Genomic DNA, 20031 nt, shown 5'->3' on the forward strand with positions numbered 1-20031 from the left:
TGAACAATCTCTCTCCGATGCGCCGTAGTGTAATCGGATTTTTCAAGAAAGAGCGTATTCAAACGGTTGGGATTACCCTTCCGTAAGATCTTCTGGCAAGTCGATGTCGCGGAAAATCCCCGGGTCGTCGACCGGCACCTCGGTCACGGTAAACGCCTGCAACAGCCGCCGCGCGCCCGCGTCCCCGCTTAACGCCAGCAACGCGTCCAGGTGCACGGCCCCGAAACCGACCGGATTGCCGCGCCGCCCATCCAGCACGGGTGCCGCGATGCCCGCCCCGGCCGCCAGCGCGTCGACGAGGCGGCGCAGGGTGGCCGGATCGACATACGGCATGTCGCCCAGCGCCACGAGCCAGGCCTGCGGGTTCGATGGCAGCGAATGGCGGATGGCATGCGTGAGCGATGCCGCCATGCCGCTGTCGGCATCCGGACACACGGTCACGTCGCAGCCGAGCGCGGCCAGTTGCCCACCCACGCCGGCGTCAAGCGGCGGCACGACGGCGACGACGCGCGGGACGGCGGCCAGCAGCTTGCGCGCGCTGGCCACGACGACGGGTTCGCCGGCCAGCGGCTCCAGCAGCTTGTTGCGCTGCCCGGCCGGATCGAAGCGGCGCCCCCGGCCGGCCGCGAGCAGGATGCCGACAACATGCGCGACCGGGGACACGCTCAAGCCGCCGCCAGGTCGAACGGCAGCTTGCGCAGGCGCTTGCCGGTCAGCTTGAACACGGCATTGGCCAGCGCCGGCGCCAGCGGCGGCAGGCCCGGCTCGCCCATGCCCGTCGGCGGATCCTGCGACGGCACGATGTGGACGTCCACCTGCGGCATGTCGTTCATGCGCGCCACCGTGTAGTCGCCGAAGTTCTGCTGCTCGACGACGCCATCCTTCAGCGTGATGCGCGCGCCCGGCAGCGTCGTGCCGAGGCCCATCAGCGCGGCGCCCTGCACTTGCGCCTCGATGGACATCGGGTTGACGGGCAGGTTGCAGTGCACGGCGGCCGTGACCTTGTGCACTTTCGGGCTGCCGTCGACGATCGACGCTTCGACGACGTAGGCGACGACCGTGTTGAACGACTCGTGCAGCGCGACGCCATATGCACGCCCTTTCGGCAGCGTCTTCTTGCCGTAGCCGGATTTCGCGACGGCGAGATCCAGCGCCGCGTGATGGCGCGCGTGCTTCGCGTCGATCAGCTTCTTGCGGTACGCGACCGGGTCCTGGCCGGCCGCATGGGCCGCCTCGTCGATCAGCGTCTCCATCACGAACGCCGTGTGGGTGGACCCGACGGAGCGCCACCACAGCACGGGCACGTTGGCTTTCACCGCATGCGCCGTCAGGTTCAGCGGCACGTCGTACGGCTCGCCCATGCCTTCGACCATCGTGGCGTCGACGCCGTTCTTGACCATCATCGGTTCGAACGCCGTGCCGGTGATGATCGACTGGCCGACGATCGTGTGGTCCCACGCGACGATGTTGCCGCCGGCGTCCAGGCCGATGTCCGCGCGGTGGATGTGCGACGGACGGTAGTAGCCGCCGCGGATGTCGTCCTCGCGGCTCCAGATCAGCTTCACCGGACCCGCATGGCCCGCCGCTTTGTACGCCTTGGCGATGTTGACGGCTTCCACGATGAAGTCCGACGTCGGCACCGCGCGGCGGCCGAAGCCGCCGCCCGCCATCATCGTGTTCAGGGTGACCTGCTCGGGCTTCAGGCCTGCCGTCGCGGCGGCAGCGGCCTGGTCGATGGTCTGGAATTGCGAGCCGACCCACAGGGTGCACGCGTCGTCCTTCAGGTCAACCGTGCAGTTGATCGGTTCCATCGGCGCGTGCGCCAGGTACGGGAATTCGTAGACGGCCGAAATCTTCCTGCTCGCGCCCGCGAGCTTGGACGTATCGGCCTTGCGGGCGACGGCGCCCGGCGTCTTCGCCAGTTCCGCGAACTGCGCCAGCTGCTTGCCGCTGTCGACTTTTTCGACGACGCTCGTGTCCCACTCGATGGCAAGCAGGTCGCGCGCCTGTTTCGCCGGCCAGAAGCCGTCGGCGACGACGGCCACGCCGCGGCCGCCCCGGTCCACCGGAATCTCCAGCACGGCGATCACGCCGCGCACGGCCCTGGCCTTGGCTGCATCGAACTTCGCCACCTTCGCGCCAAACACGGGTGGGTGCGCGACGACCGCGATCTTGGTGCCGGCCGGCTTGACGTCCAGGCCGAACTGCTGGCGGCCCGTCGACTTGGCGCGCGCGTCCAGGCGCGGCATGGGCTTGCCGATGTAGCGGAACGCCTTCTGGTCCTTCAACGTGACGGTCTGCGGCACCGGCAGGGCCATCGCCGCTTCGGCCAGCGAGCCATAAGTCGCCTTCTGGCCCGCCGGGCCGTAGACGACGCCCTTCGCCGTGCGGCACCGGGACGGATCCACCTTCCACTGCTGGGCGGCGGCCTGGACCAGCATCGCGCGGGCGCGGGCGCCCACTTCGCGGTATTGCGTGAACGAGTGGGCGATGGTGCCCGAGCCGCCCGTCATCTGGATGCCGAAGGCCGGATCCTTGTACACGTCGGCGGCCGGCGCGAGTTCGCCGCGCACCTGGCTCCAGTCGGCATCGAGTTCGTCCGCGATCACCATCGGCAGCGCCGTGTGCACGCCCTGGCCGAACTCGAGACGGTTGACCAGCACGGTCACCGTGTTGTCCGGCGCCACGCGCAGGAAGGCGTTCGGCGCGTAGACCGTCGGCTTGGCGGCATCGGCGGCGCGGGCGAAGCGGCCGCCAGTTGGCAGCACGAAGCCCAGCACGAGGCCACCGGTCGCCAGCGTGCCGGCTTTCAGGAAACCGCGGCGCGAGGTCGGGGCAAAGCGGCCGCCGGCGGGAGCCGCATTTTTCATCTGTTCGAATAGCATGCGGGCCTCCTTACGCCAGGGTTTTGGCGGCATCCTTGATGGCCGCGCGGATGCGTTGGTAGGTGCCGCAGCGGCAGATGTTGCCGCTCATGGCGTTGTCGATGTCGGTGTCGGTCGGCTTCTTGTTCACGCGCAGCAGGGCCGTGGCGCTCATCACCTGGCCGCTCTGGCAATAGCCGCACTGCGGGACGTCATGCTTGACCCAGGCGTCCTGCACGGCCTTGCCGACCTTGTCGGATTCCATCGCTTCGATGGTCGTGATCTTGTGGCCCGTGGCCGCGGAGATCGGCGTGACGCAGGAGCGGATCGCCTGCCCGTCCAGGTGCACCGTGCAGGCGCCGCACAGGGCGGCGCCGCAGCCGAACTTGGTGCCGGTCATGTTCAGGTTGTCGCGCAGCGTCCACAGGATGGGCGTGGAGGGATCGGCGTCGACCTGGACGTCGCGCCCGTTGATGTTCAATGTGAGCATGTCTTCTCCCTTGTTTTGGCTTGTTGGTGTAGTCGTAAAAAACCCGGCGGTGCCGGGCTTTTCGTTTTACTGCTTGAGGGCGGCCAGTTTGGCCTCGAGCGTCTTCTGGTCGACGGCGCCCGGAATCCGGCTGCCGTCCGAGAAGAAGATCGCCGGCGTGCCGGTGATGTGCAGCTTCTGGCCCAGCGCCAGCACCTTCTCGTTCGGCGACTCGCAGCTCGCCGGCGCGGCCGGTGCCGGCTTGTTGTTGATCATCCAGTCATCCCAGGCCTTGGCGCGGTCCGGGGCGCACCAGACATTCTTCGATTTCTCGAACGAGTCCGGCGACAGGATGTTGTACAGGAACGTGTAGATCGTCACGTTGTCCATGTTCTTCAGCGTCGTCTGGCGCAAGCGCTTGCAGTAGCCGCAGTTCGGGTCTTCGAACACGGCGATCACGCGCTTGCCGTCGCCCTTGACCTGCTTGATGGCGTCGTTCAGCGGCAGGTCGGAGAACTTGATCTTGTTGATGTCGTCGATGCGCTCGCGGGTCAGGTCGCGCGTCGTCTTGGCATCGTAGACGTGGCCGATGATGAGGTATTCACCTTTCTTGTCCGTGTACAGGATGTCGCCGGCGACGCGCAGTTCGTACAGGCCGGCGTACGGCGTTTCCTTGATCGACTCGATCTTGGCGCCGCCGAGGCGCGGTTCGATCGCCTTCTTGATGTTCGCCTCGACCGAATTCTGCGCGCCGACGCATGACGTGATCAGGCCGGTCGCCAGCAGGACGGCGAGCTTCGTTTTACCCATGAGTGAATTCCTTAAAGATGTGCCGCGTTACCTGCCCATCGCGTGGGCGATCAGCCGTCGCTTGACCAGAGGCAACTTATCCAGCAAGTTTAATCCTAAATTGCGAACCACGCGCACGGGCTCAAGATTTGCGCCGAACAAGCGCTCCAGGCCATCCGTGGCGAGTTGCATCAGCAATACGTCTTCCTTGCGCGCTCTCGCGTAGCGCGCCAGCAGGCGCTCGTCGCCGAGGCCCTGGTGGTCGTCGCGCGCGGCGAGCGTGTCGAGCAGCGCATTGATGTCGCCGAAGCCCAGGTTCATGCCGTGCCCGGCCAGCGGATGCACCGCGTGGGCCGCGTCGCCGATGAGCGCGACGCGCGGCGCCGTGATCGCGTGCGGGCGCACGAGCGCCAGCGGGATCGCCTTGACGTCTTCCGGCTGCAGCGGCTTCAGCAGGCCCAGCTTGTTCTCCGAATACTCGCCCAGGCGGATCGCCAGTTCGCCCAGCGATTCGTTCATGATCGTGTCCGCCAGCGTGTCCGGTGCGGACCACACGAGCGACACTTTATTCCCCGGCAGCGGCAGCAGCGCGACGATGCCTTCCTTGCACGTGAACCATTGATAGGCGACGTAGTGATGCGGCTTCTCACACGCAAAATTCGCCACGATGGCGCGCTGGTGGTACGAACGGTAATCGATGCCGATGTCGCACTGCCCGCGCACCCAGGAATCGCGGCCGTCGGCGCCGACCAGCAGCTGGGCCGCGAGCACCTTGCCGTCTTCCAGCTCGACCTCGACGTCTTCCGCGCTGCTCACGATGCGGCAGGCGCGTCCCGTGACGGTCTCGACGTTCTGGGCAAAGCGCAGCGCCGCGTCGAGCGCCTGGTTCAGGTTGCTGTCCTCGACGATCCACGCGAGCGAGCCCGCATGGGCGCCGAACGCATCGAACCCGAGATGGCCGCCCTGCTCCCCGTCGCCCTGCACGTCCATGGCGTCGACGGGCGCCACGCGCGCCATGTCGAGCGCGCCCCAGACTTTCAGCGACGACAATAACGTATGCGCCGTATGGTTGAGCGCGTACACGCGCACATCCCAGGGTTTTTCGGCGCCGGTCGACGCCTCCGGTGCATCCGGCCGCGCGGGCGGCACGAGCAAGGTGACGCTGTGCCCGGCCTGCGACAGGCCCAGGGCCGCCGTCTTGGCGATGGCGCCATTGCCGACGATGCAGATGTCGCTGCGGCGGGCGACGTTGCGATGATGTGCGGAGGAAGTGGTCTGTGTGCTCATGATGAACATTATAGACCGTCACCGTGGCCTGCTTCCTGCGAACGGGACGGGCATATCGTCCTGGCCGTTGCCAAAAAAACTGCTCGACAGGCCCTTGCAGCTTCGCAAACCCGTCGCTATAATCATGCCTCCTTTGGCCTGGTAGCTCAGTTGGTAGAGCAGAGGATTGAAAATCCTTGTGTCGGTGGTTCGATTCCGCCCCGGGCCACCAAAGTTTCAAGCGAAAACGCCGACCCCTAGAGGTCGGCGTTTTCGTTTCCGGCATCCGAAATCTTGCATCCGGTCTATTTCCGGTACAAAGCGGCGTTGAGGCGGCGGCATCAGACCCAATTGTCCAGGCTGGCTCATCCAATCTGACTAATCCACAGTATCGGTATCGATTAATTTTTATTCCGTATCAATACGTGACAGGCGTCCATGAAAATCCTCGAATACATCGAATTTTCCCCTCCGCGCAACAAAAACCAGTATGCCAGGGTACGAGAAGCGATCGAGCGCGACGACTTCCGCGCGGCCGATGTCAAGAAACTGACCAACCTTACGCAGGGCAAGTTTTATCGAGCAAAACTCGATTATGCCGACCGCTTGCTGTTCTCCATCGTCCGCTACGATGGCGAAACCTATGCCCTGATGCTGGAAGTGATCGAGCAGCACGCCTACGACAGGTCGCGCTTTCTCCGCGGGGCCAGTATCGACGATACCAAGATTCCGGCGGCCGATCTGGCCGAAGCCATCCGGGAAGCCGAGCCGGTGGGGTATGTGAACCCGAACCGGCCACAGGTGCACTGGCTCGACAAGGTCATTTCTTTCGACGATGCACAGCAGGCAGTCTATTTGCAAGCCACCCCCTTGATCATCGTCGGTAGCGCGGGAAGCGGCAAGACCGCGCTGACACTCGAGAAGATGAAGCAGGCGCAGGGCGATATCCTGTACGTGACACTGTCGGCCTACCTTGCCCAGTCGGCGCGCGACCTGTACTACGCGCATGGTTTCGAACGCGAAGGACAGGAAACGGATTTCCTGTCCTTCCGCGAGTTCCTCGAGTCGATCCGGATCCCGCAGGGCCGCGAAGCCAGCTGGCGCGATTTTTCCACTTGGTTCGCGCGCATGCGCCAGCAATTCAAGGGCATCGACGCCCACCAGGCATACGAAGAAATCCGGGGCGTGATCACCGCTGACGCCGCCGGCGTGCTGACGCGCGACCAGTATGCGGCGCTCGGCGCACGTCAATCGATCTTCTCGTCCGGCGATCGCACCGCGTTGTACGACCTGTTCGAAAAATACCGGGTCTGGCTGCAGGAGGCCCGGCTGTTCGACTCGAACCTGGTGTCGCACGACTGGCGGCGGCAAGTGCAGCCGCGCTACGATTTCGTGGTGATCGACGAGGTGCAGGACCTTACCCCGGTCCAGTTGGCGCTCGTGTTGCGCATGCTGAAGAAGCCGGGACAATTCTTGCTGTGCGGCGACTCGAACCAGATCGTCCACCCGAATTTCTTTTCATGGGGCAAAGTCAAGAGTCTGTTCTGGCACGATCCCGAACTGGCCGAACGACAGCAACTGCAAGTCCTGCGAGCCAATTTCAGGAACGGCAAGCAGGTCACGCGGATCGCCAACACGCTCCTGAAAATCAAGCACAGGCGCTTTGGCTCGATTGACCGCGAGAGCAATTTTCTGGTCGAAGCCGTCAAGCAGGATGAGGGCGCCGCCAGCCTGCTGACCGACAGCGATGCCGTGCGGCGCGACCTGAACGCGCAATCACGCCGCTCGACCCGCTTTGCGGTGCTGGTATTGCGCGACGAAGATAAGGCCGAGGCGAGAAAGCACTTCGACACCCCGTTGATCTTCTCGGTACATGAAGCGAAGGGCCTCGAGTACGACAGCATTGTCCTGTACCGCTTTGTTTCGGACAACCGCGCCCAGTTCGCCGCAATCGCGGAGGGAGTCGGGGAATCCGACCTTACCGGGGATGAACTGCAGTACGGCCGCGCCAGGGACAAGGGCGACAAATCGCTCGAAATCTACAAGTTTTACGTCAACGCGCTGTACGTGGCGCTGACGCGGGCTATCCACAATGTCTATCTGGTCGAATCGGATAAAGGACATCCGCTGCTGCGCCTGCTCGATATCGCAAACCTGGACGCCCCGGCGAAAACGGCCGCGCAAGCATCGAGCCTCGAGGATTGGCAGAAGGAAGCGCGCAGGCTGGCATTGCAGGGCAAGCAGGAACAGGCTGACGCGATCGAACGCATGATACTGAAGACGTCACCCGTCCCCTGGCCCGTGCTCGACGAGGCCAGGCTGCGTGAGACGCTGTCCAGGGTGTTCCGCGAACAGGTACCGGGCAGCAAAACCAAGACCCAGCTGTATGATTACGCAACCTGCTTCGACGAACCGATCCTCGCCTATTTCCTGGTGCACGACGCCGGCTTCGGCCAGGCACGCGGTTTTCCCATGCATGCCGTCACGTTTGGCCGGCGCCATTATCAGCCCTATTTCGCTCGCAATTTCAAGGACATCCTGAAATTATGCGATAAACATGGCGTCGAGCATCGGACGCCGATGAACCAGACGCCGCTCATGGCGGCAACGGCGGCCGGCAACGTTCCCCTGGTGACTGCATTGCTCGAACGCGGCGCCGATACCACGGCCGTCGACCACCTGGGCCGCAACGCGCTGCACTGGGCGATCGCGGCTGCGCTGCGCGACGATGAGTACGCCAAGGGGCCGTTCGGCGCGGTCTACCAGTTGGTGGCGCCAGCTCGCATCGACGTGATGGTCGGCGAGCGCCTCGTGCGCATCGACGCGCGCCAGTCCGAATACCTGATACTGCAAACGATGTGGGTGCTGTTCAAGTCGTGCTTCGGCAATGCGGACGCCAGCGACCGAGGCGGCTTCGACGCCGGGATGCTACTCGGCGCCTACGAACGGATGCCGGCTGCCGTACTGCCTCCCGAACGCAGGAAGCGGGCCTTCATCTCAGGCGTATTGGCCCGCAACGAGGTCGATCGCGACTACGCCTATAACCGGCACCTGTTCAAGCGCGTGGCAACCGGGGTCTACCAGTTGAATCCGGCATTGTCGCTGCGCAGTCGCGGTCCTGATGGCAGTGACGAATGGGTGCCGGTGTATTCAGCCCTCAACCTTCCTCTCGTCAAGGAACTGGCCGATCCGCGCTACGATCGGCATATCAATGATCTGCTCGGGCTTGCCGGACTGCCGCTCACGGCCGAGCCGATCATCCGACGCGCCGGACGGCAATGATCTTGTGCGTACCGACGTCCGTGAACGCCTCAAGCCCGGCCGCAACGGTCTTGATCGTCCACACAGGTGAGCGATACTGCGACGCTACAGTATTTTTTGACCAGATCCACCGCCAGCAAGCGGCTTACGACAACGAGGTAACTACAATGGACCCGAAGAATGATTTGCAACTCGGCATTTGCCAAGCCATCGAAACCCACCTGAGAGCCGAGTACGAAGCCATACCCGAACTGACTGATGCCTTGTGTATCGTGGGTCTCGACAATTCGATCATCGCAGTGAAACAAAAATTCGGCTTCGCGAAAAACGAGAGGGTGCTGAACCATCCAGCCATCGACGGCATCGTCGCCCACGTGGTCGAGATTGGCGTCCACAACATCGGCAAAGACAACGATCTCACGCTCAAGGATTATGTTGCCCTTATCACCTCGATCAAGAAATCGGTGATTCGCCATTCGTCCTTCGGGCCGTGCGCCTACTACGAGTTCATCAGGAACTTCGTCTGAGCTGTCACGCCAGGGGGCAGCGCAAGCGACCGCGCGCAGGAATGAAAATCCCTGTGTCGGTGGTTCGATTCCGCCCCGGGCCACCAAAGTTTCAAGCAAAAACGCCGCCCCGTGCAGGTCGGCGTTTTTGCTTTCAGGCTATCGATAATAAAACGTCATCCGTGGATGGCGTTTTATTCACCCCTGTTTTATTTAGCCTGCTTGCGACGACGCGAACGCAGCATTGCGCCGGCACCCAGCAACATCAGCGCGGCCGATGCCGGTTCCGGAACTTTCACCGGCGGGATAACCGCGCCAAATCCGTCGATATAGGCATAACCCGTGTGTGCGGACGGCTGGCAATCGGCAGCCAGAATCGACAGCGTGAAATCGTGGCCCGACAGCGACGAATCGATCGCGAGCTGTTCGATTTGCCAGGCCGACGTATAAAACAGGTCGCCATTCATGGTGAAACGGCTGTCGACGCCGCCGCCGCCGTCGCCGGCATTGTAGACGCGATTGATCAGGACCGTGCCCGTCGTATCGTCGGTCAGCGTGATCAGCAATTCGGCCGATTCATCGGCGGTGTGGCCGCCATTTTCCAGCACGGCTTTCCACGCGAAGAAGATGTTCGATTCGGTGTAATTCGTCACTTTCTGGCTGAGGACCGATGCATTACCGCCGTCCGAAGTGTCTTCGACACGATACGAGTACTGGCCCGAATAAACGGTCGAACCCAGCAACGAGCCCAGCAACGGATCGACCGTGCCAGCGGCGTTGACGGCCGAGCGGGTTGCCGGCCCCGTGTACTTGCTGCCGCCCGGCAGGAAAGTGGCGGGCGACAGGCTCGCATTCAGCGTATCCCAACGATACCCTTCCCCAGTCGTCCAGCCGTTTGCATTGCCATCTTCAAAACCACCATTGATAAAGGCGCCGGCGTGTGCGGTACCGGTAATGGCGGTGAATGCGAGGGCAGCGGCCAGCGCGAATTTTAATTTCATCTCTGTAGTCCTTTCAAGTCAATAAGAGTTATGGGTGCAACTAATGCACTGCGACACCTTAGCAATTCCTGTGCCACGCACTTATCTACTTGAAAGAAAATGGGTTTTTTAAAGCCGCATCGATATAGAACCTGTAACTGTTAAATACACCGACATTTAAATCGGGTAAATCGGCGATAGAATATAAAACATATGTATTCATTAAACCCGATACGGCTTCATATTATGTTCATCCTCTTATTTAATTAGGGAAAATCTCGATAATTTTAATCAACTCTTATATTCAACCAGCACGCCATAATCGCAATACCTCTTCCGCAATTACATCGGGAAATTCCTCCTGAAAAAATAATTTTCCTTTTGGAACTCGATATATTCCCTGCGAGCGCGGGAAAATACGGTCAAGATAAGCGGCATCCGCCAGCGGAAAGATCATGTCGCTGGCGCCCCATACCATCCGCACCGGCACCGTGGTGCGTTTGAGCGCCGCCTCGATGCCCGCCAGCGGATTCGGCGCGAGCGCGTCGTGGAATGCGTGATACTGCCTGCGCCGCAACGGCGTGCTCACCATCGGTGCCACGTAGTAGTCGATGATGTCGTCCGTGAGCAGCGCCGGATCGTGGTACGCGGCCGCGCCGAACGTCGCGCGCGCCAGGTTTCCGTCGGCCAGCCACTGCGCGGTGTCGTCGGCCAGCGTGCCCGCACGGGCCATGTCGAGCACCGGCTGGATCAGCGGCGGCGGGCTGTTGGGCTCCGTGTCGCAGTTCGTGAGCACCAGCGTGCGCACGCGCGCCGGAAAGCGAACCAGGAACAGCTGCGCGACCGCGCCGCCGCTGTCGGAAGCGACGATGTCGGCCTGGCCGACGCCCAGCGCATCCAGCAGCGCCGCCAGCATCGCCACCTGGGCGGCGGGCGCCACCGACTGGTCTGCGGGGATCTGCGAGTAGCCGAGGCCCATGAAATCGGGGGCGATGCAGCGCCGGTACGGGGCGAGGCGGTCGAGCGCCCCGCGCCACTGGAAGCCGTTGAGCGGCGCCCCGTGCAGGAACAGCGCCGCCGCCCCCGTGCCGCGCTCGACGTACGCGATCCGGCCGCACGGCAGGTCCACATGGCGCCGCGCGTGGCGATAGCGTTCCACCTCCGTCTGCGCCGCCTGCGCACGGCCGGCTACGACCGCTGCCGCGGTCACGTACAAGAAATCCCTGCGTTTCATGCTCGACTCTCCTTCGCTGCGTTGGACATGGAAGGATGCTAGCGACGCGGAGCAGGCCCGGCGCGCACCGGCGGCCGGCGGCGGACACAAACGGATGATTTCCTTGTACATTGGCGGGACGCGTACCGGAGGATCAGATGACCGACCGCCCATCTTGCTATCCCAGCCCAGCGACGGCCCCGCTGCCGCTCCTCGACGTGCTGACGTCGCCGGTGCCGTCGGGCCGGTTCGATTCGCCCGTGGACGAACGCCACGTGTTGTGCCTTCACCTGGGCGGGCCGGTGCCGGTGTCGTACCGGGCGGGCAAGGCCGAGCGGCAGGGCGTGCGGTTGCACGGCCAGTTCTGCGTCGTGCCGGGCGGCTCCAGCACGCGCTGGATCCTGGCGCAGCCGGCCACCTCGCTGCTGCTCCGGCTCGCGCCCGCGCACCTGCGCGCCACGGCCGACGACATGGGACGCGGCGCGCGCGCCTTCGACCTCGCGCCGGCGATCCACGTCCGCGATCCGCAGATCGAGCGCATCGGCTGGATGATGCAGGCCGAGGACCATGACGCCCACCCGGGCGGGCGGCTGTTCGCCGACAGTCTCGCGTCGGCGCTCGCCGTGCGCCTCGTCGCGCTGCAGTCGCGGTCGAGGACCGTGCAGGCACGGGCGCTGCCCGCCTGGCGCCTGCGCCACGTCATCGAATACATCGACGCCCACCTGGACCAGGACCTGACGCTCGCCGAACTGGCCGCCGTCGCGGGGTTCAGTCCTTCGCATTTCAAGGCCTTGTTCAGGCAGGCGACCAGTACGCCGGTCCACCGGTTCGTGCTCGAACGGCGCGTGGAACGGGCCCGCCTGCATCTGCTCGAGGGGCGGCTCAGCGTCACGGAAGTCGCGTTGGAAACCGGCTTCGCGCATCCGAGCCACATGGCGCGCTGGATGCGCCGCATCGTGGGATTGAGCCCGTCGCAGATCCGGGCCGGCTGAGGCGCGGCGAACGTCTTATGCGCTCAAGGGATCGACACGTCCCTCGGAAGTCATTTTTTCGATCACCCTGACAGCCGTCCCGCCGCCGGGAACGACCGCGCTGGCCAATTCCGATCCCAGTTCGAACAGCATTTCGCGGGTGGTGAACGCCTGCAGCGTTTCCTTGAACCACTGGCCGTTCTCGATGACTTCGCCGGTCAATCCATCGACTTCGATCACGCCGACCTTGTCCTCGGTCGTCCAGGCGAATTCGAAAGCGAACACGGGACGGTAGTACAGGTGGACCTTTTCTATCGTAATAAGATCTTCCTGAAACTCGTGCGCATGAATGGTCTCCGCGGCGAGCGTCTGGCGGATCTTCTGCAGCAGCATGGGCAAACGCAACTGCGGAACGACAGCTTCGGGCAGCTCGAGAACCGAGTGCTCCTGCACCTTGTATTTATTGATGTAGTTTGCCAGCGCCCCTTTTTTCGGATCGCGCGACAAACCGTCGAGGTGATCCTCGTACTTGATCTTCCTGTGCGAATATTCGACGGCCTGCATGCTGATCGTCCGCTTGTTCCCCTGCTCCGCGATCGAATATTCCTTCCCGTTGATGACGACCTTGTGCGCATAGGCGTTACCGATGTCGACCGGATAAATCAGCTCGCGCGAATAATCGACCGAACGGGTCGTCACCACGTGCCAGAACGGCTCATAGCGCAACACGTGCTTCGACAGCAGGACCGTTTCGTCCCTGGGGCGTTTGAACGGATTCAGCTTGGTCCAGAAGCCGAACGCATTCAGCTTTTTCTGGTTGGCCTGCTCGTTGGCGGCGCTTAATGGGTAGACCTGGTCGAAAACGAATACTTTTTCAGCATTGTCGATGTATTGCAGATGCTCCGTCATAGAAATCCCTGAAATTGTTGTCATGTTGAGCGATTGATTTCCCGATTCTGCCTGACGGAGCGGCACACTGTCGATACCGGGCAAGACGCGGCAGATACTGCGTCAAGGATCCGGCCACGCTGTTTCAATGCTTGCCGGTCTCCCCGAACAAGGAAAAATCCGGCAGCCTGCCCCGCGCCTGCAGGTCGGCCGCGTCGCCGATGCGCAGGATGGTCGCCGGCCGGCCGTCGAACGCGGGCCAGTCGGGCAAGCCCTTGCCGTTCGGCGTGCCCGTGCGCGCGAAACTTGCCCACGTGTCGGCCAGGCGCGCGGCCAGCTGGCGGTCGTATGCGGACCACGGCCGCGGATCCTGGCCGAGGTGATCGAACACGTACTGGATCTCCGCGCCATGCCCCGCTCCGCAGCCATAGCCGCACGGCGTCAGGGGTTCGGTCGGCCGGTGCGTGAAATAGTAGAGGTAGGGCCTGGCCTGGCCGTACTGCGCCTGCAGTGCCGCCCAGTACCACGTGCGCCAGCCCCACCAGTCGGTCGTGAGCCGGTCGATCGACGCCCTGGCTTCGGCATCCGTCGCACCGGGATACTTAGCCAGCACGGCGGTGGACGGCGCATGGCCCAGCAGCTTCGCCACGAGCGCCTTGTGGCTGGCGGCCGTGAACTTGTCGGTGCCGAGGATTTCCGGTGCGAGGTCCTTACCCTCTTCCGCATTCCAGCCCGCGAGCAAAGGCACGTCGTTCTGGCGATGGTTGCGGTACGTCGTCGTCAGGTCTTCGCGCAGCAGATGGCCGTCGACGATGGGATGCGGCGCCCATGCCGGTTTCTGCAGCGCGGCGACGGGCAGCGCGCGCAGGTCCGCCAGGCGCTTCGCGCCCACCGCCCTGGTGAACGCCACGCCCGCCTGTTCCGCGGCCGTGCGGTCGAACAAGGCGTTCTCGCTGGCGTCGATCGGCATCGCGAAGTTGCCGCTCTGCGAGATCGCGCGCTGGAACAGGCCCTTGGCCAGCGGTGACGCGACGAGCACGGCGACCGATTCGCCGCCCGCCGATTCGCCCATGATCGTGACGCGCGCCGGATCGCCGCCGAAGGCCGCGATGTTCTGCCGCACCCAGCGCAACGCCGCGACCTGGTCTTCCATGCCCTGGTTGCCCGACGCCTTGTCCGGCGACTCCGCCGTCAGCTCGGGATGGGCGAAGAAGCCGAAGATGCCGAGGCGGTAGTTGATGGTGACGACGACGACACCGCGCCGCGCCAGGTTGCCGCCGTCATAACCGGGCTGGGCGCCCGTGCCGCCGTAATAGCCGCCGCCGTGGATCCAGACGATGACGGGAAGCTTCTGCGCCTGCGCGGGCGCCCACACGTTCAGGTACAGGCAGTCTTCGCTTTTCGGATCCGGGATCCACGCCGCCGTCTGCGCGCAGGCCGGCGCGTAGGCCTGCGCGGTCTTCACGCCCTGCCACGGCACGACCGGCTGCGGCGCGCGCCAGCGCAGTTGGCCGACGGGCGGCGCCGCGAACGGCACGCCCTTGAATACGTTCACGCCGTCGGCCGCCGTGCCGACGATCCGTCCTCCCGTGACCTGCACCGGGTCCGTCACCTGGGCCGCCTGGGCCATTCCAACCAGCAGGCATCCGGCGACAACAGCCGCACCTTTCATGTCGTCTCCTCATATTTGTCGAAAAGACATTTTAGCGGCCTCGTTTTCTGGCAGGCCAGCGTGTCAAAAATAATTATCGAAATAATGGTTTTCGCGCTTGCAAACCGTCCGGCGCCGGGATAAAGTTATCGACATAATGATTATCGCGATAAGTAATTTACAGCGGCAGACCATCTGACCAGTTACCGGAGGAATCGAAATGAACCAGCCCATCGCCCGCACGCTGCGCAACGTCTTCGGCGCAGCCGCCCTCACCGTCGCCGCCCTCGGCCCGGCCCACGCCCAAACGTCCGACGCCTTCTCGTCCGTCAGGCAGATCGATGCGGGCGTGCTGAACGTCGGCTACGTCGACGCGGGGCCGGCCAACGGTCCCGTCGTGATCCTGCTGCACGGCTGGCCGTACGACATTCACAGCTATGTCGACGTCGTACCGCTGCTGACGAAGGCCGGGTACCGCGTGATCGTGCCGCACCTGCGCGGCTACGGCACGACCCGCTTCCTGGATCCGAAGGCCGTGCGCAACGGCGAACCGGCCGCGCTGGCGCAGGACGTCGTCGACCTGATGGATGCGCTGAAGATCGACAAGGCGATCCTGGCCGGCTACGACTGGGGTGCGCGCAGCGCCGACATCGTGGCCGCGCTGTGGCCCGAGCGTGTCAAAGGGCTGGTGTCCGTGAGCGGCTACCTGATCGGCAGCCAGGAAAGCGGCAAGCAGCCGCTGCCGCCGGCCGCCGAGCTGCAATGGTGGTACCAGTTCTACTTCGCCACCGACCGCGGCGCCGCCGGCTATGCGAAGAACCATCACGATTTCGCCAAGCTGATCTGGAAGACCGCGTCGCCGCAATGGCAGTTCGACGACCGCACGTTCGACCGCAGCGCGGCGTCGCTGGAGAACCCGGACCATGCCGCCATCACGATCTTCAACTACCGCTGGCGCCTCGGCCTGGTCCAGGGCGAAGCGAAATACGACAAATTGGAACAGCGCCTGGCCACCTTCCCGGCCATCACCGTGCCGACGATCACCCTGGAAGGCGACGCCAACGGCGCCCCGCACCCGGAACCGGCCGCGTACGCCAGGCGCTTCACCGGCAAGTACAAGCATGAACTCATCAAAGGGGGCATCGGCCACAACCTGCCGCAGGAAGCGCCGCGCGCGTTCGCCGCTGCCGTCATCGCCGTCGGCCACCTGTAATCCGCATTTCCTCATCTAATCGAAAGGACATACCATGAGCAAGATCGACAAGGTTCTCTACACTGGCAAGACCCGCACCACCGGCGGCCGCGAAGGCAGTGCAAAAAGCGACGACGGCCGCCTCGACATCACGCTGTCGCCGCCGGGCAGCCACGGCAAGGGCACGAACCCGGAACAGTTGTTTGCCGCCGGCTGGTCGGCCTGCTTCATCGGCGCGCTGGGCCACGCCGCGCGCGACCGGCACGTGACCCTGCCGGCAGACACGGCAGTCGATGCGGAAGTCGACCTCGGCACCGGCACCGGCACCGACGGCTATTCGCTGCAGGCGCGGCTGACCGTGAGCCTGCCCGGCGTGCCGCGCGACGTCGCGCTGGACCTGGTCCATGCCGCGCACCAGACGTGCCCGTATTCAAAAATGTCGCGTGGGAATATCGACGTGAACATCACCGTGGCGTAAGCCTGGAAACGACAACGCCACCGGTTGGTGGCGTTGTCATCAGTGGAAGAACAGGTACAGGATGACCAGCACGATGGCCGGTACGCCCATGATCCAGGCCAGGAAATATTTGCCCATGATCGTACTCCTTTCGTTTGCGATTGATCACGGGTTCAGGATGCCGCAGGCGGGCGCGGGCGTCCGTACGGTAATGCACGAAGCGCGCGTGCCGGCCTAGGGTTGCGCGAACAGCACCTGCAGGTCGTCCCGGCCGATGGCCGCCGCGAGCCCGCCTTCGGCATCGAGCACGGCATTGGCCAGTTCGCCCTTGCGGCGCTGCATGTCTTGGATTTTTTCTTCGAGCGTGCCCTGCGCGATCAGCTTGTAGACGAACACCGGCTGGTCCTGGCCGATGCGCCAGGCGCGATCGGTTGCCTGGTTCTCGCTCGCTGGATTCCACCATGGATCGTAATGAATGACGGTGTCGGCCGCGGTGAGGTTCAGGCCGACGCCCCCGGCCTTCAGGCTGACCAGGAACACGCTCACGTCACCCCGCTGGAACGCGCCGACGGGAGCGTCGCGATCGGCCGTGTCGCCTGTCAGTTGCACGAACGTGATACCGCGCGCGTCCAGCGCGGCGCCGATCAGCGCCAGCATGCTCGTGAACTGGGAAAACACGAGGACGCTGCGTCCCTCGCTCAGCAACGTGTCGAGCAGTTCCAGCAGCGTGTCCAGCTTGGCCGACCCCACCCTGGCGGCCGCGTCCAGCAGGCGCGGATCGCAGCAGACCTGGCGCAATTTCAACAAGGCATCGAGAATAATGATCTGGCTGCGCGCGAGGCCCTTGGCATCGATGGCGTCGCGGACCTTCCTGTCCATCGCCACGCGCACGGTCTCGTACAGGTCGCGCTGGGCGCCGTCGAGTTCGATGGGCAGCACGATCTCCGTCTTGGGCGGCAATTCGGTGGCAACCTTGTCCTTGGTCCGGCGCAGCATGAATGGTTTCACGCGGCGTGCCAGCAGGTTCTTGCGCTGGACGTCTCCGCGTTGCTCGATCGGCTTACGGAACACGGTATTGAACTGTTTGTCGTCACCCAGCAGACCCGGCATCAGGAAATGGAACTGCGACCACAATTCACCGAGGTGGTTCTGCACCGGCGTACCGGTCAGGCACAGGCGGTGGCGGGCATCGAGCAGGCGCACGGTCTGCGCCGCCTTCGAACGGCTATTCTTGATGTACTGGGCTTCGTCGAGGATGAGAAGGTGATAGCGGTGCCTGCGCAGCGCCGGCTCGTCGCGGCCCAGCAGGGCATACGTCGTGAGCACGAGGTCGGCGTCGCCGACCAGGTCGAACGATGCCTTCCTGTCCTTCCCGTGCAGGAGCAGCACGCGCAGGCCGGGCGCGAAGCGCGTCGCTTCGGCCTGCCAGTTGCCCATCAGGCTCGTCGGCGCCACGACGAGCGCCGGCGCATCGAGGCGGCCCGCCTCCTTTTCGGCGAGGATGTGGGCGAGCGTCTGGATGGTCTTGCCGAGTCCCATGTCGTCGGCCAGGATGCCGCCGAAGCCGTATTCGCGCAGGAACTGCATCCAGTCCAAGCCCGCGCGCTGGTAAGGGCGCAACTGCGCCGTCAGGCCGGCGGGCACGTCCACCGGCCGGATGCCGTCGAAATCGTGCAGCTTGCGGCCCAGTTCACGCAAGCGTTCGCCGCCCAGCCAGCGCAGGCGCGCGGCGCGCTCCAGTTCCGCCAGGCGTGCCGCATCCAGCGCCGGCAGCTGGATCTTCGCGCCGACGCGGTCGCCGAAATACAGCTCGCCCAGCGTGGCCAGGATGGGTTTCACACGGCCCCACGGCAGGGCCACGCGCGTACCGTCGGACAACGTCAGCGGCAAATCGTCGGTATCGGCACGGGCGGCCAGGGCGTCGATACCGAATTCGAGCGGCGTCTTGCGGATCATGTCCACCAGCAGCGGCAGCAGCGGATGGCGCGCGCCGCCGACGATGATGCCCAGTTCCAGGTCGAACCAGCCGTTGCCGTCGCCCTCGCGTTCATCGAGATCGGCATACCACTCGTCCACGTGCGCAAAGTCGTAGCGGAAATCCGGGTCGATCTCGATCGACCATCCCGCTTCGCGCAGGCGCGGCAGGCCGTCGCGCACGAAGGCCAGCCAGGCCGTCTCGTCTGGAAGGGACAAGGCGTCCGGCCAGTACTCGCGCATGGGCGAGTTCGCCGGCGCCGGCATGAAACCGAGCGCGGCCAGCATGTTGCCGGCCTCCGCTTCGGCCTTCCGGTCGCGCACGATCACGTCGACACCGTCCTCGCGCGCAATGCGCAGCACGGGCTCGGCGACGCCGTCCGTCGACATGCCGTCATAATCGAACGACAAGAACGCGAGGTCGCAGACGACCCAGTCGCGCCGCCCCGGAACGTCCTGGCTGTCGAGCACGAGACGCGGCACGGGCACGACGTCGTGCCGCTCGCGCACTGCCATCGTCGCGGGAACGGGCACGAATTCGTCCAGCCCCAGTTCGAGCAGGCGGCCCGCGACCCCGCCGCGCTGTTCCGCGATCAGCACCGGCGCCTGTTCCACGATGTCCATCAGGGCCGCCGACGGGACGCCGGCGAGCGCCTCCGGCACCGCCAGTTCGCCCACGACGAGATCGTCCATGTAGTACATGGGATCGGTCGGCAGGATCTGCACGCCCTTCTCGCCTCCGCTCATCTGCCAGCCCAGCAAGACGGCCTCGGGGTTGGCGGGATGCGCATGCCATGCAGTGCCGATGGCGCGCCGCGGCCCCGGCGTCATCCGCAGCAGTTCTCCGCGCGTGGCCTTGTGCTGGCTCGCCGCGCGCCACAGCCGGCCGGCGGCGGCGAGTTCGCCCAGCAGCCGTCCGCCGACCACCCCCGTCGGCCTGGGCGCGCCCTGGCCCATGCGCAGCGCGGCCAGCAGGAGCAGCGGCTCCTCGTCCTCGCGGCGGACGAACGGCAGCCGATGCGTCAGCAGGTACAACGGGTCGTTCACGATGGTGGCCGAGCCGAAGCGGCCGGCCTCGTCCAGGTGCACGATGTACGGGTGCAGGCTCAGCGCCTTGTCATGGCGATCGGGCACGAGCACGTACTCGATCCTGAAGGCCTGCACCGACGGATCGTGCGCGCCCCGCACGTGGTTCTTTACCCTGGCCAGCAGCGCCAGCCAGCGCTCGGCCGCGAGCGGCACGTCGGGCGCGGCGCGGTCCAGCAGCGTCAGCAACACGGCCACGACATGCTTGCAGTTGTAGCTCATCGGGCAATCGCAGTCGCCCTTGAACTGGACGCCGCGCTTGCCGGTCGTCACGCGGATGGCCTGCCCGTAGAATTTGCCGCCGCTGCCTTCGACTTCCCCATGGATCGTCGCGCCATCGACGTCGATCGCGACGACGCGGTCTTCGCTGCAATAGGCTTCGCCCCGGGCAAAGGTGCGGGGATCGAACTGGTGTTTGACGTCGTCGCGTGTGAATTCCATGTGCGGGTGAACGATGGTCGAAT

The 20031-nt window shown here is 64.5% G+C and carries 15 protein-coding genes and 2 tRNA genes; 7 read left to right on the forward strand and 10 right to left on the reverse strand.

Going from position 1 to position 20031, the window contains the following annotated elements:
- Window positions 1–72 precede the first annotated feature (72 nt).
- The 5 genes from ACEN9G_RS08815 to ACEN9G_RS08835 all read right to left on the reverse strand — a co-directional run bounded on the left by ACEN9G_RS08815 (window position 73) and on the right by ACEN9G_RS08835 (window position 5409).
- Window positions 73–663, reverse strand: a complete 591-nt coding sequence (locus tag ACEN9G_RS08815) for a nucleotidyltransferase family protein (RefSeq protein ID WP_483127733.1) — start codon at window positions 661–663, stop codon at window positions 73–75.
- 2 nt (window positions 664–665) lie between these two features.
- Window positions 666–2885 (reverse strand): xanthine dehydrogenase family protein molybdopterin-binding subunit, encoded by a 2220-nt coding sequence (locus tag ACEN9G_RS08820; RefSeq protein ID WP_413338137.1) that lies wholly within the window; start codon window positions 2883–2885, stop codon window positions 666–668.
- A 10-nt stretch (window positions 2886–2895) separates the two neighbouring features.
- Window positions 2896–3354, reverse strand: a complete 459-nt coding sequence (locus ACEN9G_RS08825) for a (2Fe-2S)-binding protein (RefSeq protein ID WP_413338139.1) — start codon at window positions 3352–3354, stop codon at window positions 2896–2898.
- A gap of 66 nt (window positions 3355–3420) precedes the next feature.
- Window positions 3421–4143: a DsbC family protein gene (locus ACEN9G_RS08830; protein ID WP_371767897.1), complete on the reverse strand. Its 723-nt coding sequence runs from the start codon at window positions 4141–4143 to the stop codon at window positions 3421–3423.
- Window positions 4144–4170: 27 nt separating this feature from the next.
- The gene (locus tag ACEN9G_RS08835; RefSeq protein WP_413338140.1) at window positions 4171–5409 is read right to left on the reverse strand and encodes an FAD-dependent monooxygenase; all 1239 of its coding nucleotides are present in this window, start codon (window positions 5407–5409) and stop codon (window positions 4171–4173) included.
- A 135-nt stretch (window positions 5410–5544) separates the two neighbouring features.
- Between ACEN9G_RS08835 and ACEN9G_RS08840 the strand changes: the two genes are divergently transcribed.
- The 4 genes from ACEN9G_RS08840 (at window position 5545) to ACEN9G_RS08855 (ending at window position 9262) form a co-directional block, all read left to right on the forward strand.
- Window positions 5545–5620 (forward strand) — tRNA-Phe (locus ACEN9G_RS08840).
- Window positions 5621–5826: 206 nt separating this feature from the next.
- Window positions 5827–8670, forward strand: a complete 2844-nt coding sequence (locus ACEN9G_RS08845) for a UvrD-helicase domain-containing protein (RefSeq protein ID WP_413338142.1) — start codon at window positions 5827–5829, stop codon at window positions 8668–8670.
- A 20-nt stretch (window positions 8671–8690) separates the two neighbouring features.
- Complete coding sequence (locus tag ACEN9G_RS08850; protein ID WP_413338143.1) at window positions 8691–9176, forward strand: hypothetical protein; 486 nt, start codon at window positions 8691–8693, stop codon at window positions 9174–9176.
- A 15-nt stretch (window positions 9177–9191) separates the two neighbouring features.
- A tRNA-Phe gene (locus ACEN9G_RS08855) sits at window positions 9192–9262 on the forward strand.
- Window positions 9263–9364: 102 nt separating this feature from the next.
- On the opposite strand, the gene ACEN9G_RS08860 is transcribed toward ACEN9G_RS08855, so the two are convergent.
- Both ACEN9G_RS08860 and ACEN9G_RS08865 read right to left on the reverse strand, forming a co-directional pair.
- Entirely contained in the window at window positions 9365–10156 is a 792-nt protein-coding gene (locus tag ACEN9G_RS08860) for a PEP-CTERM sorting domain-containing protein (RefSeq protein ID WP_413338145.1), read from the reverse strand.
- A 283-nt stretch (window positions 10157–10439) separates the two neighbouring features.
- On the reverse strand, window positions 10440–11369 hold the full coding sequence (locus tag ACEN9G_RS08865) for an alpha/beta fold hydrolase (protein ID WP_413338147.1): 930 nt from the start codon (window positions 11367–11369) through the stop codon (window positions 10440–10442).
- A 137-nt stretch (window positions 11370–11506) separates the two neighbouring features.
- On the opposite strand from ACEN9G_RS08865, the gene ACEN9G_RS08870 reads away from it, so the two are divergent.
- Window positions 11507–12340, forward strand: coding sequence for a helix-turn-helix domain-containing protein (locus ACEN9G_RS08870; RefSeq protein WP_413338148.1), 834 nt, complete (start codon window positions 11507–11509; stop codon window positions 12338–12340).
- A 15-nt stretch (window positions 12341–12355) separates the two neighbouring features.
- Here ACEN9G_RS08870 and ACEN9G_RS08875 read toward each other — a convergent pair whose 3' ends face one another.
- Together ACEN9G_RS08875 and ACEN9G_RS08880 are read right to left on the reverse strand one after the other, a co-directional pair.
- A complete protein-coding gene (locus ACEN9G_RS08875) occupies window positions 12356–13228 on the reverse strand; it encodes a hypothetical protein (RefSeq protein ID WP_483126577.1) in 873 nt (290 codons plus the stop codon).
- A 124-nt stretch (window positions 13229–13352) separates the two neighbouring features.
- A complete protein-coding gene (locus ACEN9G_RS08880) occupies window positions 13353–14879 on the reverse strand; it encodes a carboxylesterase/lipase family protein (protein WP_413338151.1) in 1527 nt (508 codons plus the stop codon).
- Window positions 14880–15078: 199 nt separating this feature from the next.
- Here ACEN9G_RS08880 and ACEN9G_RS08885 point away from each other — a divergent pair, with 199 nt between their 5' ends.
- Together ACEN9G_RS08885 and ACEN9G_RS08890 are read left to right on the forward strand one after the other, a co-directional pair.
- A complete protein-coding gene (locus tag ACEN9G_RS08885) occupies window positions 15079–16071 on the forward strand; it encodes an alpha/beta fold hydrolase (RefSeq protein WP_413338153.1) in 993 nt (330 codons plus the stop codon).
- Window positions 16072–16105: 34 nt separating this feature from the next.
- Complete coding sequence (locus ACEN9G_RS08890) at window positions 16106–16528, forward strand: organic hydroperoxide resistance protein (RefSeq protein ID WP_413338155.1); 423 nt, start codon at window positions 16106–16108, stop codon at window positions 16526–16528.
- Window positions 16529–16741: 213 nt separating this feature from the next.
- Here the strand turns inward: ACEN9G_RS08890 and ACEN9G_RS08895 are convergent, their stop codons facing one another.
- Window positions 16742–20008 (reverse strand): DEAD/DEAH box helicase, encoded by a 3267-nt coding sequence (locus tag ACEN9G_RS08895; protein WP_483126578.1) that lies wholly within the window; start codon window positions 20006–20008, stop codon window positions 16742–16744.
- Window positions 20009–20031 lie beyond the last annotated feature (23 nt).

This window comes from Massilia sp. Masssp94, assembly GCF_059491305.1.